Genomic DNA, 16,281 nt, shown 5'->3' with positions numbered 1-16,281 from the left:
TATAGTATAACCACTGAAACAGATATTGACCGTGAAAAGTATTATTATTTTCTTCCTTTTCCCATTATTGATGGCTTGTCAGGCCACTCATGCTGACCTTGAGAAACTGTCATTTCCCATCGATATAGCATCTGTTGGGAAAAAATATGAATTAAGTAAAAACAGTGACCTTTCAGGGGTGATCATTTACAACAGTACCGATCCTGCATTGCTGCACTTCTCCGGATTTTCTTTTTCCGGAACGCTTAATACGCAGTACCAATCGATATTATCCACCAATTACGCATCTTTTTACGAAAACAGGAAAACCAATAAAGTGAACGCCTACAGGCTGGAAATAAAAACAACTTCGAAAGCAGAGAAGTTTGAAAAACTATTGGAAAAAAAATTAGGGAAGACAGATTTCTATTACAGGAATTCGGAATTTTCCTACAGGGTATGGAATGCGGGCAATAAGATTTACCTGTTCGAGACCAACAGTACAGGAAAATACAACGGTGAAAAATTTACATCCTGCAATCTGTATATCGTTGCTAGCGGAGATCAGCAGCTGAAAGACTATTTTATTTCAGGAGGCTTTCAGTACTACGGAGACTATCTTCGTGAGAACAGTAAGCCTCAGCATACCGGAAAAAAATACACCTATAGAAATTTTGTGGATGAAAAGGAAAAAGAAGATGGAAGAGATTCATTTTATTTGAAAGATTATGTTAAATAAAAAGATTAAAATGATATGAGAATCAGTGGCAATTATTTGGATAGGGTAAGATATGTCATTTTTCCTATGGCTATGATCTGTGGATTCATCTGCGCAATTTTCTCTGCTCATCCGTTACATGCTTTCCTGTGGCTTGGAGGAATGATTTTTTTTTGTCATCTGGCTGCTTGATACAGCATTCATTTTTCAAAAGTTCGGAATGAATCTTAATAAACTGTTTCTGACAGATACTATTCTGTTTAATGACACTGAAATACAGCCCTCCCAAATTGTTACCGTAAAAACTGAAAATATATACCCGGATTCCATCATTTCCAAATGGAGAATCAGTATAATCTGCCTGACATTGAATAATGGCTCAGTTCTTTATATTCTTGCAAAACCACATTCCCTGTTTTTCTACCTCAACTATTTTGCTGGAATATTCTCAAATTATTATAAAGACCGTAGGAGGGCTAAAAGTGGTCTGCAGAGGGGCTTTGCACCATTATCCACTTATTTTGTCAGAGAAACACCTCAAACTTTAGATCTCTTGACGGTAAGATATCCTGAACTAAAACTAAAATCTATCTAATGACAAGCTGAATGCTGAGTCTGTTTAATGAGTATTGACAGTAAATTGTAGATATTCATTCAATATTCCACAGTGCAAAAGAACTTGAAGTTTAGGTTAATTCCGCTATTTTGCAACGCAAAGTTTTAATTAATTAGTCATCCTATTAAAGGAGCAAAGAAAGGAATCAATGAAATTGATTTTTATAAAGCGAGCTTCATAAGCGGCTCTGCCGCCCATCTTTGCTCCTTTAATATAGCGGATTGCATAATAAAACTTTGCGTTTAAAAAAATAAATTCTTCAATATCATCATAAGCCATGATTTTCCAGGTTTAGATTCCTCCGGATATCGAAGATTCGATGAAATCAAAGACAAACTGTACGCTGAGAGTGGAATCTGTTTGGTAAACATTGAAAGTAAATTACAAGTATTCATTCTATACTTCGACCAGCATCCAGTAAATATTCTGTTTTCTTTATTCCGAACTGAAGTTAAATATTTATTTTTGCTGATCGTTACAACATATACATTGCGATGCTCTGTACAAGCGGGCTCATAATTTTCTACAATTTAAAAAAACAATTCATGCAATACTTTAAAGTTAAAAATCTGGCTGCTATTCTCGGTCTTTGTTCGACGCTTCTGTTTTCCCAGGAATTCAGGACTTCAGCAACGGTAAGGCCGGGAAAAGAGTATCCGAAGGTGAGTACTGATGGAAAAGCTGTGTTTAGAGTGTATTTTCCTAATGCAGACAAGGTTGTTTTGGATGGCGGGGACGGAATGAAAAATGTAAAATCAACAGTACACAGGAATCCGGACGGTTTTTGGGAGATTTCTGCTGATTCCATGGAAATCGGTTTTCACTATTACTGGTTCAATGTAGACGGGCAACGCACCAATGACCCGAATTCACAACTTTATTTCGGTTACGGTCAGCCTACGGGCGGGATTGAGATTCCTTCCGGTGAAGATTTTTTTTTGGAGAAAGAGGTAAAGCATGGCAGCATTGTTAATGACAGTCTCAATTCGGTCATTACCAAAGGAAAACGAAATTTTAAAATCTATCTTCCGCCAGGGTACAGGACAGGTAAATTTCCGGTCTTATATCTCTATCACGGCACAGGTGAAGATATTACCGGCTGGGAAAAACAGGGAGACATCAGGAATATCCTCGATAATCTTTTTGCGGAAAAAAAAGCAAAGGAAATGATTGTAGTAATGGATTACGGAGTCGCACTGGATCCTGAACAGGAAAAGCAGCCTGATGATTATCCAAGAACGGTTCTTTCGACAAAAAATCTGGATCAGGTTATCATTCAGGAACTGATTCCTTATATTGAGAAAAAATACAAAACCAATGGTAAGAGAGCTGTTGCCGGACTTTCACGGGGAAGCTACCAGGCTATGTATATAGCGTCCGGTCATCCGGAACTGTTTTCTGCTGTCGGTGTATTCAGCCCTGTAATTTATGAAGGAACATCTGAAGATCCTTTTAAAGAATTGCCGATTCGCAAATTGATCGGTTCGAAACGGAAACCGTTCTTCTTTCTGGGAATAGGAGAGAAGGAAGATGCCAGGTTCACCGAGTACAATCAGACGGTTACCCGTTATTTAGATCAGCATCAGTATCCTTACTTCCAATACAGATCCCCTCAGACTTACCACGAATGGCTGACCTGGCGAAGATCTCTCTATCAATTTGTGCAGAAGATTTTCAGATAATGATCTGCTCCTACCGTTTTATTTCAGCTTAAGGGAGTATTAAAGGGTATCAACATTTATACGCTGATACCCCTGAATATATATATTATTGCCCTGTTTTATTGAAATGTCCAAAACGTAAAGATAAACACCGTAGACAATATCTATTTCGTGGGATCACCTTTATAACGAAGCTGTTGATCTAATTCCAGTCAACGTTCAGTTGGTTAGCTTTTGCGAAATCTTTACCAGTATTTAGCAAAGCGCTGTACAGTGTTTCAAATTTCAGCCTGTACTTCTGATCGATCGACTGGATCACTGCATCCTTTTCTGCCTGGGACGCTTTACCGTCACAAAGTTTTGCATAATTCGTGTACTCATTTTTATAGACAGGAATCACATATTCGTAAAGCGCTATCGACTGTTCCTTAATGGTCTTTCTGTCATCCGAACCTGCAGACAGGGCTTTTATATCTTTAAGCGATTTTTCCATATACAGAATATTGTTCTGTATCATTTTAGTGGCTTCGTTACCCTGTTTTTTGCTTGAGGGGATATCCGGATATTCCACAGTCTCATCATTGATATGTTTCGCCAGTATTGGTGTTGCGAAATCATTGATGGTATTCGTATTTAAAACAGCGGTGTCAAAAAATTTGTCAGCAGGTTCTGAACATGAATGGATCAAAAGGGCGAAAACTACAAATAGCGCAAAAGCGCAATACCGGGTGATCGTTTTGAAAATGTTTTGCATAATTTATATTGGTTTTTTAAGGTTCTGTCAGATGTTCAGTGCCTGTTAAATTGCATTCAATCCCTGTCGAAATGCTGATGAATACTTACAAATTTAAAGAATGAACCGAGTTGAGTCTGTCTGCAAATTTCAGACCTTAAGCTTGATGTGGAAACAGGTTTTCCATAACAGCTTCATACTCCGATGTATTATTTTCAGTCATTTTTAGTTTTGCAGTTAATTCCGCAGTACAGATGATTTCCTCAGATCATGATTGGATAGCTATATCTGCTGACCGGTCCCTATTTTTTGTTCTATAAAGTAGATTGCTGCAAAACCGGATTTTTAATTTTTTATTCTTCAGGTTTATAACTTAAATCTGATTTTCCGGCTTAAAATTTAAATAACCTCAGTTCGGGATGAGGCTCTATAAGACGCAAAGCTAAACAAAAATAGTAATTACGTGATTTTCTAAGATTTATGATAGACAAAGGCGTGAAACTTATCAAGGTAATACAAAATTCTTGTATAACTTTGATAAACGAAGTGGCATTGTTTAACTTGAAAGCGTTTCAAAAAGTAGAATTTCTTTGTTTTTCTTTGCGATAAAATAGCATTGTTTTGAAAATCAATTATTTAAAAAAATGTTTATCCCGAACTCAGGTAAATAAATAGATGATCATCAATGAGTACAGTTCCTTATGCGAAGAATGTCATTTTTGTCCCGTAAAAGGGAGAGCATCGTTAATTAATGAAAGGGATACCCTTCTAAATGATTTTCGGTTGTATGAATTTATTCCGGCTGAATGATGACAAACCGAACCAGATGAAATTCTTTTTTGATACTTTCACGAATCCGGTGAATTGCTTCAGTGATCTCTTCGGTATCCAAATGCTCTTCAAAATCTATAATAAGCATTAATACAACTTCCTCCGGTGACTGATAGGTGGATAATATATGTTTTGTTCTAACGACTGCAGTATCTTTTTCAGCCAGTTGTGCAATTTTTCCCCTTGTTTCAGGAGCAATTCCTTCCCCCATCAGTAAACTCCTGCTTTCTCTCGCCAGGATAAAAGAAACAAAGACAAGGATCAGCCCTACAATGACAGAGGCAAGCCCGTCTAATTCCGGAATCTGATATAAATGACTGAAACTCATCAATACCATTACAGTCAGCAGACCTGCCACTGCTGCACCATCCTCAAAAACAACCAGAAAACTTGCGGGGTCTTTGCTTTTGATGACCGCATCCCACCATTTCACGCCGTTTCGGGTTTTATTGAATTCCCTTACTGCAATAAACAGGGAAGTTCCCTCGAAAATAAGGGAAAGTGCCAATACAATATAGTTCCAGAACGGATCTTTCATCAATTCAGGTTCTATAATGTGAGAAATTCCCTGATAAACAGATAAAGCACCACCAAGACCAAAGATCAGGATAGAAACGATAAAAGACCAGAAATAAAGTTCCTTGCCATATCCGAAAGGATGAGATTCGTCAGCCGGTTTTCTGCTCCTTTTTATTCCGTATAAAAGCAATAGCTGGTTAGTGGTATCGACAGTTGAATGGATACCTTCAGAGATCATGGAAGAACTGTTGGTATAGGCTCCCGCTATAAACTTTGTCAGCGCAATTAAAAGATTGGCGGCAAGGGCACTGTAAATTGATTTGTGATTGTCGGGCATTGTATTATTGATATGAACAGGGGAGTGAAGAGGTATTTTAAAACTTCATCTAAAATATTAACCAAAGCTAATGTAATCAAATCATTTTATAAAAATATTGCTTTCTGATAAAAAACGGATAATACTTTACAACATTTAATCTGGGTAAATCTCCTGCAGCCGTTTTTTGGTAATCCGTGATATTTACAATCTGGCTATCACTTTTTTTGCCTTATCAGCTGACAGTCCGGGATTATTAAATTGGTCACAGTTTTGATGTAGAAACCGCGGCATCTTAATTAACCCGAACAGAAAAAGGAATACAAAGTTTTTGGTGCTTTAATGATCCCTGAGTAAAGGTCAGTTATAAGATCAAAGTAAAGAATAGACAAAATCATAGAACCAGTTAAAGCAAAATATAATAATGGAAAATGAAAATTTAATTCAGAAAAGTATCAATACCGTAAGAGTTTTGGCGGCTGATGCAGTGCAGAAATCAAATTCCGGACATCCCGGGACACCGATGGCTTTAGCTCCGTTAGGTCACGTTTTGTGGTCGGAAGTCATGCATTACAATCCAAAGAATACAGAATGGGCAAATCGGGACCGGTTTGTACTTTCCTGTGGTCATGCCTGTATGCTGCAGTACAGTTACTTACATTTGACAGGATATGAAATCACTCTTGATGATATTAAGAATTTCAGGCAGTTACACAGTATCACTGCCGGTCATCCTGAGTACGGGCTCACCCCGGGAATTGAAGTCACTACAGGTCCTCTGGGACAGGGATTTGCCAATGGAGTAGGGATGGCCATTGCCCAGCAATATATGGCAGCCCGTTATAACCGGCCGGATTTTACCATTTTCGACTATAAAATATATGCCATCTGCAGTGACGGAGATCTTATGGAGGGTATTTCTGCTGAAGCTGCATCGCTCGCAGGACATTTGGGACTGGGAAATATGATTTATTTTTATGACAGCAACAATATTACGATCGAGGGGAATACTGATCTGGCTTTTGATGAGGATGTATCCAAAAGGTTTCAGTCTTATGGATGGCATGTACAGGATCTACCTGATATCAATGATCTTGAAGCAATGTCCGCTGCGATCAGAAACGCTCAGATGGAAACAGCACGTCCTTCGCTGATTAAAGTATACAGCCACATCGGTTACGGAAGTCCCAATAAGCAGGATTCTGCAGCTGCACACGGTTCTCCTTTAGGGAAAGATGAGGTACGGCTGGTAAAGGAAAATTTAGGATTTGATCCTAATAAAGATTTCGTCATTCCTCAGGACGTACTGGATTTTTATCATAAAGCTGGAAGGGAATCTGCGCAAAAAGAAGAGGAGTGGAACGAACTCTATGAAAATTATAAAAAAACACATCCGGATCTTGCCAGGGAATATGAAGCTGTTATCTCAGGTCAGTTTCCTGATGGCTGGGAAGAAAAACTGCCGGTTTTTGAACCTGATACACCTGTTGCAACCCGTAAAGCTTCAGGAAAAGTACTGAATGCGGTCGCAGAATATTTGCCTCAGTTAATCGGGGGTTCAGCGGATCTGTCACCTTCTACCAATACTGTTCTGGAAGCTTATCCATCCTTTTCCGCACAGCACCGGGACGGCCGTAATTTCCATTTTGGGATCCGGGAACATGCCATGGGAGCAGTTCTCAACGGAATGGCCCTGAGCCATTACCTGATTCCGTACGGAGCAACATTTTTGATATTTTCAGATTATATGCGTCCGCCGCTGAGGCTTGCTGCAATTATGAAAATACGCCAGATCATGGTTTTTACGCACGACAGTATTGCTCTGGGCGAAGACGGGACAACCCATCAGCCGGTAGAACAGTTGATCGGATTGCGGACCGTGCCGAATATGACCGTAATCCGCCCGGCGGATGCAAACGAAACTGCACAGGCCTGGCGCGTTGCCATCCGGCATAAAGACGGACCTGTTGCAATTGCATTGACCCGACAGGAAATACCGGTCATCGATCAAAAAAAATATGCAGGTGCAAAAAATCTGGAGAAAGGCGCTTATATTCTTTCAGATTCTGAAGGTGAACCGGATCTCATTCTTATAGCCAGTGGGTCAGAAGTTCATCTGATCCTGGAAGCCCAGGAAGAATTAAAGAAAAACAGGATCAATGCAAGAGTGGTAAGCATGCCGTGTTGGAATTTATTTGATCAGCAGACTGCTGCCTATAAGGAAGAAGTATTCCCGAAAAACATGCGTAAGCGACTGGCAGTAGAAGCCGGTTCACCGATTGGATGGATTAGATACACCACTGATGATGGTGATGTCATCGGGATCGACAGGTTTGGCGAATCAGCGCCGGCGGAAGAAGTCATGAAAGAATATGGATTCACGGTCGAAAACGTGGTAAAAAAAGCGAAAGCTCTGCTTTTGAAAGATGAATAAAATAGATGCTCATCCATCTTTTTTCACTAAGAATCATTGGCTGTCCCTAATTAATCATCAATAAAAACCGGAGAAGCTCTCGTTTTTGTTATAAATCTTATGATAAAGGCAAACGGATTTGTAACGACGTTTAAAAACAATTATTTATTACAAACGGCGTGTACTTCGTATTAAGATTATAAGTATAATTAATAATGGATATTAAAAAAAATCCCTGTATAAAAAAGAAAATGTCAACAGTATTGGTAAAAATAGGAATCTGCGCAGATCATGGCGGTTTTGAACTTAAAGAAAAAATCAAAACTTTTTTAGCCGAAAATCACTTTGAACCGGTTGATTATGGTGCCTTAGCGCTTAATGATACAGATGATTTTCCGGATTATGTAGTTCCGCTTTCGAAAGCTGTAGCTGCCGGAGAAGTTTTCCGTGGTATTGCCGTCTGTGGCAGTGGGGTGGGGGCCTGTGTGGCTGCCAATAAAATTTCAGGGATAAGGGCAGCACTGATTACCGACCATTTCTCAGCACATCAGGGAGTGGAAGATGATGATATGAATGTAATCTGTCTTGGCGGCCGCGTAACCGGCTTTGCAAATGCAGAAGAGTTGGTTCTGGCTTTTCTGAATGCACAATTTACCGGAACCGAAAGACATCTCAGACGGTTGAAAAAAATTCAGGATCTGGAGAACAGTCATTGAAATAGCAGGTATGGATCTGATCTGAATATCTCTTTTTGATCACGAGAGTTATACTTTATATTAAAATAAGTGAACAGTTATCAGCCGGATTAACCGTAATGTTTAATTTAAAAAAAATAAAATCTACAGATGGAACACGAAAATAAAAATCAGAACGCATTCGGAATGATAGGATTGGGTACGATGGGATCCAATCTTTTACAGAACATTGCTGATCATGGGTATCACTGTGCCGGATACGATATCAGTACCGATAAAGTAAACGCCCTTAATGGGTTAGAAATTCAGAATATCCATGGGTATTCAGATATTAAGGAATTTGCAGACAGTCTCCAAAGTCCGAAAATTGTCATGATGCTGGTTCCTGCCGGAGAAATCGTAGACAGTGTGATCAGAGAGCTGCTGGCTGTTCTGGATAAAGGCGATATCATTATAGACGGTGGGAATTCCCATTACACCGATACTGAACGTCGTTATAAAGAACTGGAAAACAAGGGTCTTCATTTTGTCGGAATGGGTGTTTCAGGCGGTGAGGAAGGAGCGAGGACAGGTCCAAGTATGATGCCAGGAGGGGATCAGGAGGCATACGAAATCATAAAACCGATCCTGATGAAAATCGCCGCTCAGGTGAACGGCGAACCTACCGTTGCTTTTATGGGAGACCGTTCTGCAGGCCATTTTGTTAAGATGGTGCATAATGGAATTGAATATGCGATCATGCAGCTGATCTCCGAATCTTATGAAATCATGAAGAAAGGGCTGAAAATGGAGAATGACCGGATATATGATGTGTATAAAAAATGGAATGAAGGTCATCTGAAATCATATCTGCTCGAAATTACAACTGATATTTTCGCATATAAAAATGAAGGGGAGAAACATCTTCTACTCGATAATATCAGAGATGAGGCGAAGGCAAAAGGAACCGGTAAATGGACCTCTCAGGCTGCTATGGATCTACATCTTCCCACACCCGTTATTGACACATCCGTTTCAATGCGTGATCTTTCCAGCTTAAAAGATTTGCGGATTCAGGCTTCCAGGATATATCCCGAAATTACAGAAATAAATTATCAGACAAATGAGAATGACTATCTGGACAAGCTGGAGGAAGCATTTTACTTTGCAATGGTTTCAGCATATGCACAGGGAATGCATCTGCTCTACCAGGCTAATGAAGAATTCAACTACGATCTGAATCTGGATCTGATTGCAAAAATATGGAGGGGGGGCTGCATTATCCGATCCGGATTTTTAGAGGATATTTTTACGGCATTCAATAAGAATCCGAAACTGGAGAATTTACTTTTGGATGAATCTGTTGCCGGAAACCTTACCCAGAGTATTCCGGATATCCGCACAATTGTTTCTGATGCAGTGGTCCACGGTATTTCAGTACCTGCATTTTCAGCAGCAATAAGTTATTTTGATAATTTCAGGAATGAAAATATGCCGACCAACCTTATCCAGGCCCAACGGGATTATTTCGGTTCCCACACATATGAACTCAAAGGGAAAGAAGGAGTCTTTCACACCAAATGGTTGATGGAAAATATTAAAAATTAAAATATTATTTCATCAGAATTTTAAAAACAGTAAACAATGGCAAATACATCAGACATAAAGGTATATCCTACGGTGTTAATTATTTTCGGAGGTAACGGCGACCTGGCCAAGCGGAAAATTATTCCGGCGCTGTATAACCTTTTTCTTGAAAAGAGGCTTCCTGAAAAATTTGCAGTTATCGGGACGTCGAGAACAGCTTTTTCCGATCAGAAGTACCGGGATTCTTTATTGGAAGGGATCAATAAGTTTTCCCGCACAGGGAAGGCTAAAAAAGAAGAATGGGCCGATTTCTCTTCCCATATTTCCTATCAGGCAGCAGATATCAAAGATGTTGCTTCCTATAACGAATTTAATTCGAAGATTAGCAAGCTGAGAGAGGAGTGGAAAGAAGACTGTTCCATCCTGTATTACTGTGCGGTTTCTCCTGATTTATTCTGTCCTATTGCAGAGAACATTTCTAAAAGTAAATTAGAAAACAGTAAAGAAACTGCACGCATCATCATTGAAAAACCATTCGGAAGAGACCTGGAATCGGCAAAGGAATTAAACAGGAAGTTGCTGACTATTTTTGATGAAAAACAAATCTACAGGATAGATCATTATTTAGGAAAAGAGGTCGTTCAGAATGTGATGGCGTTTCGTTTTGCGAATACAATTATGGAGCCTCTCTGGAACCGTACGCATATCGAACATGTGCAGATTTCTGTTACGGAACAGATCGGAGTGGAAGACAGAGGAGGGTATTTTGATCATTCCGGAATTTTACGGGATATGATTCAGAATCACCTGTTGCAGTTACTATGCATCATTGCCATGGAGCCACCCGTTAATTTTGATGCCGACCTTGTCCGTGACCGCAAAGTGGATGTTTTAAAAGCAATCCGGAAAATGGTGCCGGGAATGATTGATACCGTAGCCGTGAGAGGTCAGTATGGCTCAGGATGGGTAGAAGGGAAAGAGGTTGCCGGATACCGCGAGGAAACCGATGTACAGCCGGATTCTAATACCGAAACGTACGCTGCAATGAAATTTAATATCGATAACTGGCGATGGCAGGGAGTACCTTTTTATCTTCGCACGGGAAAAAGGCTTTTTAAATCAGATTCGCACATAATCATACAGTTCAGGGAAGTTCCCCATAATATGTTCAATAATGGAGAACAGCATTTTTTGAAACAGAACAGGCTGATTATCAGTATTCAGCCAGATATGGCGATCAGATTTCAGCTCGAAAGCAAAACACCGGGTCTTGAAATGGCCCTGAATACTGTAGATATGGTATTTGATTATTCCGAAAAAACAAAGACCGATTCTCCGGAGGCTTATGAAACGCTTCTGCTGGATGTAATTTCCGGGGATCAGACTTTATTTATGCGGGCAGATCAGGTAGAAGCGGCCTGGGAAGTAGTCATGCCGGTTCTTGAGTATTGGGAAAATAATACAATGAACAATTTCCCAAATTATCCCGCCAATTCGTGGGGGCCGGAAAATGCAGAAGCCCTCATAGCCAAAGACGGCTTTCACTGGATTAATCTTCCCGAAAAAAAATAAAAGCAGAGATTAACCGGTTTTTTCAGATTCGTCAGATGTTTAAACGTGCCAGGAAGTGCATTACATGATGATGATAAGGTTCGAAAGATTAAAAATAGTCCCATTAAAAAGAATAGAAAAAAGACTGCGCCTTTTTCATTAAGAGTGATTACAGTACTTTGTAAACATAAATTTTATACATAAACCTACGGAACATTTGGTACTGAACGGATGAATCAGTATGTATAAAAATAGAGAAATAAGTTATTATTAATCCACAATTCCCATGGCCGCATAGTAGGCCGCACCCATCAAAGCTGTCTTATCATTAAGAACAACTTTGATGGGAATGGTTTTGAGTAAATGTTCCATACGTCCCACAGCAATAAAATTTTTGTAAAATTTTTTTTTATCAATCAGGCTGAGAATTTTTGGGGCAATTCCTCCTCCAATATAGATTCCTCCGGTTGCATTAGCCTTTAACGCAAGTTGACTGGATTCTACAGCGAGATATTGTAAAAACAGCTGCATGGTTTCAATACACACAGGATCTGTTTTTTCTATGGCTGCTGCAGATATCACTTTGGAGGGGTTTTCACCCTTTATTTGTTCCGTCAGCCAGTCAGGTTCTTTTATGTCTCTGTAATTTCTTAAAAATTCGTAAATATTGTTGATGCCCTGTCCGGAGATGACCCTTTCCCAGCTGACGTGATTAAATTTCTTATGTAAAAATTTCCATAATTCCAGATCCAGTTCATTACCCGGTGAAAAATTAGAATGACCACCTTCTGTGGCATAGGGATGGTAATGGGATCCGTCCCAGTACAGTCCTGCTTCACCAAGACCCGTTCCCGGTGAAATTACTACCGCATTACCTTTGGTTCCCTCTCCTTTAGAAAGGATTTTATAGTCCGAATCCCCAAGGGCAGATAAGCCATAAGCATTGGCCTGCAGATCATTAATAAGCAATACCTTTTTTATATCTAAATCAGATTCTAATTTCATGGAGTCTATTTCCCACGCAAAGTTGACTCCCCGGACTTTATCACCATCTATGGTGCCGGCTACCCCCAAACAGGCACAATCAATAACCGAAGTTTTATCTTCGTGGAAATGGCGGATTGCTTTCACAAATGAACTGTGATCCGTGGTAGCATATCGTTGGTTTTTGATGCAAACCAATTTGTTTTTGTCAATCCTGAAAAGGGCAAACTCTGTTTTGGTTCCGCCTACATCGGCTGCTAAAAAGATTCCGGAACCAGGTAATTTTTTATGTCCCGAAGGGTAAGCCATTGATAAAAAAGTATCTGAAATGTCAGGTAAGGTAATTTCCGGAAGATTTTTCATAGTAAAAGACATTTATAAAGGAAGGTTAATTTAAAATAATTTTTTAGATTATTTTTTGTTTTTTATTTAAAAATGATCGTCATGACTTTACTATCTGTTTACGGCTTTTTAATGCCAGCAAACTAATGTCTTCCGGACAGCTGATGATGATTAATTCTTGAAAATATAAAAGTTAACCTATCCTTAATATAGGGGTATATGCTTTTGGGTAATTTTGTGCAACAGGTTTTTAACTCTCCAAAAGGGAATCACTGAAATGGACAACTTTAAAAAAATATATTCAGAATATAAACACAGGGTGTATTTTTTTGCAGCAAAATATGTTTCTGAAGAAGAAGATATTGAAGAGATCGTTCAGGATATTTTCATGCACGTCTGGAAATATCTTACAAAAGCCCAATCGGATTCTGAGATCGAGGCTCTGATATTTAAATCCGCAAAGCAGGAAATTTCGAATTTCTACAGAAAGAGAAAAATGATATTTGTTCCTTTGACGGATTCCAGGGAAAGTCCTGACGAAGAAGATTTTGAAATCGATCAGAAAATACAGGAGGAACACCAGCTGAAGAAAATAGAAACCCTTCTGGAGCAGGTTCCGGAGAGAAGCAGAACATTTTTCGTACAGAATAAAATGCAGAATCTCAGCCTTTTTACCATCGCAAAGGAAAACAATATTTCGAAAACGGCCGTAGAAAAGCACGTCAACAAAGTCTTGAAATTCATACGTTCAAATCTTAATTTTTTCTGAAATAAATTCTGTACTGCATAACTTAATTGTTATCTGAAAAATGATGCTCATCAAATATGTGAACTTTCTAATACCTCCAAAAAGCGGTTGGTTTTGTTATTGCTCACAGATTACAAATCCGCAAAATCGGGTATCGTTGGTAAATGCTTATCTTAATATACGATAAATTATGGTATGAAGAAGATATTTTTTTAAATATCAATTACAGACATTCATAGTGAGCTGTCCAAAATTTTGTTTCTTTAATATTATTTTTTTATCAAAAATCAATAAGTATTTAGTAATACTGCCACAATATTTTAAACCTTCTTTGGAATTGGATATAACATCAACTCTTAGAGAATCATTTCTTAACTCATTAAAAATTGCGATGTGAGAAGGTCCTTTAAATTTATCCTTAGTAAAGACATTTTGCCTCGTATAATAATCTGATGATTTCCATGATTTTTGCCAGTATTTTTTATTCAGTTTAGATAAACAAATATTTCTTTTAGTTGATTGGGATTTATCAATGTTTAACCAGTTAAAATAACTGTCAGATTTATATAACGGAAAAAACTCTCATAAAGTGATATCCCATAGGCTTTTGGATTTAGGATATCTTTATAATATTTTTTTGTCCCATTATTTTTGAAATCTTTTTTGATATACTCAATTCCTTTCTCATACTTAGTACAAACACATTGTCCATATATTACAAGATTAAACTCTTTCAAAATTGCCAATATTTGGCTGTCTGTAAATTTACTCGTTCTCATATCCTAAAATTAATTGTTTTTTGTTTATAATTTTAGGGGTATAAAATGTCCAGTTTTTAGGGAGACTTACAATAATAAAAGATATTTGGATCTGTCTGATCCGGTTCTGTATAGACCGCATCTGATAATCTGTTTAAACCGTCATATGCGTAGGTATATCTTTTTCGGCTGTTGATTTTAGACATATTCCAGTCAATTTCTGCAATATTCCCATTATATCTTCCAGATCCGACAGCGTTGTATTCAGGATCTGTGTATTTCATTTTGTAGCCGAAAAAATCTGTTCCAAGATTCACAGGATCATTGATCTTCGTCATCTATCTTTATAAGCTCGAAGTCGGAAGACTTTGCGCAGCAGGGGGAAGATGCTCTTTCTAACGTGCTGCAAGATGTAAAATAAAAAGCCAACTCATTTGAGTTGGCTTTTTATTTTAATTTTTATTATCGCTGGATTTCGCCTGTTCCGTTTGTAGCGTAACTTTCTAATATATTTATGCTTAAAAAAGAAGCATCTTTATTTATATCAGAAAATTTTTCTGCATCTTTTTTATAGATAATTGGTTTATATTTTTCCTCATTTAATAAATAATCTTCAAAGAAAAATTTCTTATTTATAGGATTGAAAATCTTATAACGATAGTTAGATTCTTTCCTTAACAGAATAATATTTGGCAGTTTATCGCTAAAATATATAGTAAGATAATTAAGATTTGACGTTTCAACATAACCATCTTTTGGCTTTGTAATTCCGTAATATTTTCCTGGGATTAAATAACACGTTCCTCCCCATCTTTTCCACATTGTAATATATTCTCCATTGGTTGCTTTGAAAAAAGAACGGCTTTGGTCATACCAAAGAAATAATCCTAAAAAAATGCCCAAAACAACAACAAAATATTTTATTATTTTTTTCATTATTTCGGTGTTATTGCATTAAGAATAGGGTGGTTTTGAACCCATACTTTGTGTCCCAAATCATACCCAACTTTTTGTGCTTGTTGCGTTGGTTTTCCTTCTGTGGCTAAACGACCTTCTTGCACGCTTTGAAGAGTATCAAATCCCACTCTTGCTTCTGCCCAACCTAAACCATTACTTCCTGCAATATATCCCGCTCCAAAATTCCCGACATCTCTGGCTGAAGCCATAACTCCAACATTATCAGTTTTAGTTCCTGTATCTGTTGAAAATAAAACGCCTCGATATGTGTATTGAGTTACGGTCATTCCTTCAGGTCTTTGATCCGTTCCTCCTGCTTCTCCATTAGGACCATTAGTTTTGAAATCGTATTGTTCATTACCTTTTCCATTCGCCATATAGTTAAAAATATTCGGACCATTTTCTCCCATCAAATTATTAAGGAAATCATTTCCACTCATATCTCCGGGATTTATTATAGCACCCACAATTGCATTTCCATCATCTCCCATAAATGAATTTGGGGTCAAAGAATTAGCAATGTGATCAGAGGTTTCTACGTTATAATTTCCTTTTGCATCTGCTAAATAAATTCCTGTATTTCCATCGTCTTTAGCACTTACAACGGTATAACTTCCATCTTTATTTAAATTTACACCTGTGCTTTCAACCCCACGTCCATCCGGGTCGATAAATCGTATTGGATTATTTACAGTGTAATTATAAGTAGAATGTCTTCGATATTGTTCCGCTAACGGGTCAACAACGCCCCATCTTCCAATATCCGGCATATAAAACCTCGCTCCGTAATCATACATTCCGGTCTCCTGAATTTCCTTGCCATTGTACTTATAATTGTAATAGCTTCCCAGATAACCTTTATTAACACCCCCTATGTGATTAAGTCCGAAAGCG

15 protein-coding genes are annotated in these 16,281 nt (G+C 38.2%); 8 read left to right on the top strand and 7 right to left on the bottom strand.

The annotated features are described in order from the left end of the window. Positions 1–31: 31 nt before the first annotated feature. From AC2A07_RS03220 to AC2A07_RS03210, 3 genes are all read left to right on the top strand, one after another. Positions 32–718: a hypothetical protein gene (locus AC2A07_RS03220; RefSeq protein WP_484049181.1), complete on the top strand. Its 687-nt coding sequence runs from the start codon at positions 32–34 to the stop codon at positions 716–718. 199 nt (positions 719–917) lie between these two features. Next, positions 918–1,292, top strand: coding sequence for a hypothetical protein (locus tag AC2A07_RS03215; protein ID WP_484049180.1), 375 nt, complete (start codon positions 918–920; stop codon positions 1,290–1,292). A 566-nt stretch (positions 1,293–1,858) separates the two neighbouring features. Continuing rightward, complete coding sequence (locus AC2A07_RS03210; protein WP_484049179.1) at positions 1,859–2,995, top strand: alpha/beta hydrolase-fold protein; 1,137 nt, start codon at positions 1,859–1,861, stop codon at positions 2,993–2,995. Between the two features lie 181 nt (positions 2,996–3,176). Here AC2A07_RS03210 and AC2A07_RS03205 read toward each other — a convergent pair whose 3' ends face one another. Together AC2A07_RS03205 and AC2A07_RS03200 are read right to left on the bottom strand one after the other, a co-directional pair. Further along, complete coding sequence (locus AC2A07_RS03205) at positions 3,177–3,728, bottom strand: hypothetical protein (protein WP_484049178.1); 552 nt, start codon at positions 3,726–3,728, stop codon at positions 3,177–3,179. Between the two features lie 772 nt (positions 3,729–4,500). Continuing rightward, positions 4,501–5,394, bottom strand: coding sequence for a cation diffusion facilitator family transporter (locus AC2A07_RS03200; RefSeq protein WP_484049177.1), 894 nt, complete (start codon positions 5,392–5,394; stop codon positions 4,501–4,503). 403 nt (positions 5,395–5,797) lie between these two features. On the opposite strand from AC2A07_RS03200, the gene tkt reads away from it, so the two are divergent. The 4 genes from tkt (at position 5,798) to zwf (ending at position 11,619) form a co-directional block, all read left to right on the top strand. Beyond that, entirely contained in the window at positions 5,798–7,807 is a 2,010-nt protein-coding gene (gene tkt / locus AC2A07_RS03195; protein WP_484049176.1) for a transketolase, read from the top strand. A 230-nt stretch (positions 7,808–8,037) separates the two neighbouring features. Continuing rightward, the gene (locus tag AC2A07_RS03190; protein WP_484049175.1) at positions 8,038–8,502 is read left to right on the top strand and encodes an RpiB/LacA/LacB family sugar-phosphate isomerase; all 465 of its coding nucleotides are present in this window, start codon (positions 8,038–8,040) and stop codon (positions 8,500–8,502) included. A gap of 129 nt (positions 8,503–8,631) precedes the next feature. Then, positions 8,632–10,068 (top strand): NADP-dependent phosphogluconate dehydrogenase, encoded by a 1,437-nt coding sequence (gndA, locus tag AC2A07_RS03185; RefSeq protein WP_484049174.1) that lies wholly within the window; start codon positions 8,632–8,634, stop codon positions 10,066–10,068. Between the two features lie 36 nt (positions 10,069–10,104). Continuing rightward, positions 10,105–11,619, top strand: coding sequence for a glucose-6-phosphate dehydrogenase (zwf, locus tag AC2A07_RS03180; RefSeq protein WP_484049173.1), 1,515 nt, complete (start codon positions 10,105–10,107; stop codon positions 11,617–11,619). Positions 11,620–11,868: 249 nt separating this feature from the next. Here the strand turns inward: zwf and glk are convergent, their stop codons facing one another. Continuing rightward, complete coding sequence (glk, locus tag AC2A07_RS03175; protein ID WP_484049172.1) at positions 11,869–12,945, bottom strand: glucokinase; 1,077 nt, start codon at positions 12,943–12,945, stop codon at positions 11,869–11,871. Between the two features lie 256 nt (positions 12,946–13,201). Between glk and AC2A07_RS03170 the strand changes: the two genes are divergently transcribed. After that, the gene (locus tag AC2A07_RS03170; protein ID WP_484049171.1) at positions 13,202–13,693 is read left to right on the top strand and encodes an RNA polymerase sigma factor; all 492 of its coding nucleotides are present in this window, start codon (positions 13,202–13,204) and stop codon (positions 13,691–13,693) included. A 515-nt stretch (positions 13,694–14,208) separates the two neighbouring features. Here the strand turns inward: AC2A07_RS03170 and AC2A07_RS03165 are convergent. The 4 genes from AC2A07_RS03165 to AC2A07_RS03150 all read right to left on the bottom strand — a co-directional run. Continuing rightward, positions 14,209–14,451 carry a hypothetical protein gene (locus AC2A07_RS03165; RefSeq protein ID WP_484049170.1) on the bottom strand — a complete coding sequence of 81 codons (243 nt, stop codon included), beginning with the start codon at positions 14,449–14,451 and terminating at the stop codon, positions 14,209–14,211. A gap of 56 nt (positions 14,452–14,507) precedes the next feature. Beyond that, positions 14,508–14,768 carry a hypothetical protein gene (locus tag AC2A07_RS03160; protein ID WP_484049169.1) on the bottom strand — a complete coding sequence of 87 codons (261 nt, stop codon included), beginning with the start codon at positions 14,766–14,768 and terminating at the stop codon, positions 14,508–14,510. A gap of 124 nt (positions 14,769–14,892) precedes the next feature. Beyond that, the gene (locus AC2A07_RS03155) at positions 14,893–15,366 is read right to left on the bottom strand and encodes a hypothetical protein (RefSeq protein ID WP_484049168.1); all 474 of its coding nucleotides are present in this window, start codon (positions 15,364–15,366) and stop codon (positions 14,893–14,895) included. Further along, positions 15,366–16,281: RHS repeat-associated core domain-containing protein (locus AC2A07_RS03150; protein ID WP_484049167.1), on the bottom strand; the 916-nt coding region annotated here is incomplete at its 5' end. The genes AC2A07_RS03150 and AC2A07_RS03155, both read right to left, overlap by 1 nt.

It is taken from the genome of Chryseobacterium sp. HNCC26DJ238 (assembly GCF_057180465.1).
This window is presented reverse-complemented; position numbering and strand designations above follow the sequence as displayed.

Coding starts and splice junctions, on each gene's coding strand:
- AC2A07_RS03215 (WP_484049180.1), top strand. CDS start 918: ATGAATCTTAATAAACTGTTTCTGACAGATACTATTCTGTTTAATGAC.
- AC2A07_RS03210 (WP_484049179.1), top strand. CDS start 1,859: ATGCAATACTTTAAAGTTAAAAATCTGGCTGCTATTCTCGGTCTTTGT.
- AC2A07_RS03205 (WP_484049178.1), bottom strand. CDS start 3,728: ATGCAAAACATTTTCAAAACGATCACCCGGTATTGCGCTTTTGCGCTA.
- AC2A07_RS03200 (WP_484049177.1), bottom strand. CDS start 5,394: ATGCCCGACAATCACAAATCAATTTACAGTGCCCTTGCCGCCAATCTT.
- tkt (WP_484049176.1), top strand. CDS start 5,798: ATGGAAAATGAAAATTTAATTCAGAAAAGTATCAATACCGTAAGAGTT.
- AC2A07_RS03190 (WP_484049175.1), top strand. CDS start 8,038: ATGTCAACAGTATTGGTAAAAATAGGAATCTGCGCAGATCATGGCGGT.
- gndA (WP_484049174.1), top strand. CDS start 8,632: ATGGAACACGAAAATAAAAATCAGAACGCATTCGGAATGATAGGATTG.
- zwf (WP_484049173.1), top strand. CDS start 10,105: ATGGCAAATACATCAGACATAAAGGTATATCCTACGGTGTTAATTATT.
- glk (WP_484049172.1), bottom strand. CDS start 12,945: ATGAAAAATCTTCCGGAAATTACCTTACCTGACATTTCAGATACTTTT.
- AC2A07_RS03170 (WP_484049171.1), top strand. CDS start 13,202: ATGGACAACTTTAAAAAAATATATTCAGAATATAAACACAGGGTGTAT.
- AC2A07_RS03165 (WP_484049170.1), bottom strand. CDS start 14,451: ATGAGAACGAGTAAATTTACAGACAGCCAAATATTGGCAATTTTGAAA.
- AC2A07_RS03160 (WP_484049169.1), bottom strand. CDS start 14,768: ATGACGAAGATCAATGATCCTGTGAATCTTGGAACAGATTTTTTCGGC.
- AC2A07_RS03155 (WP_484049168.1), bottom strand. CDS start 15,366: ATGAAAAAAATAATAAAATATTTTGTTGTTGTTTTGGGCATTTTTTTA.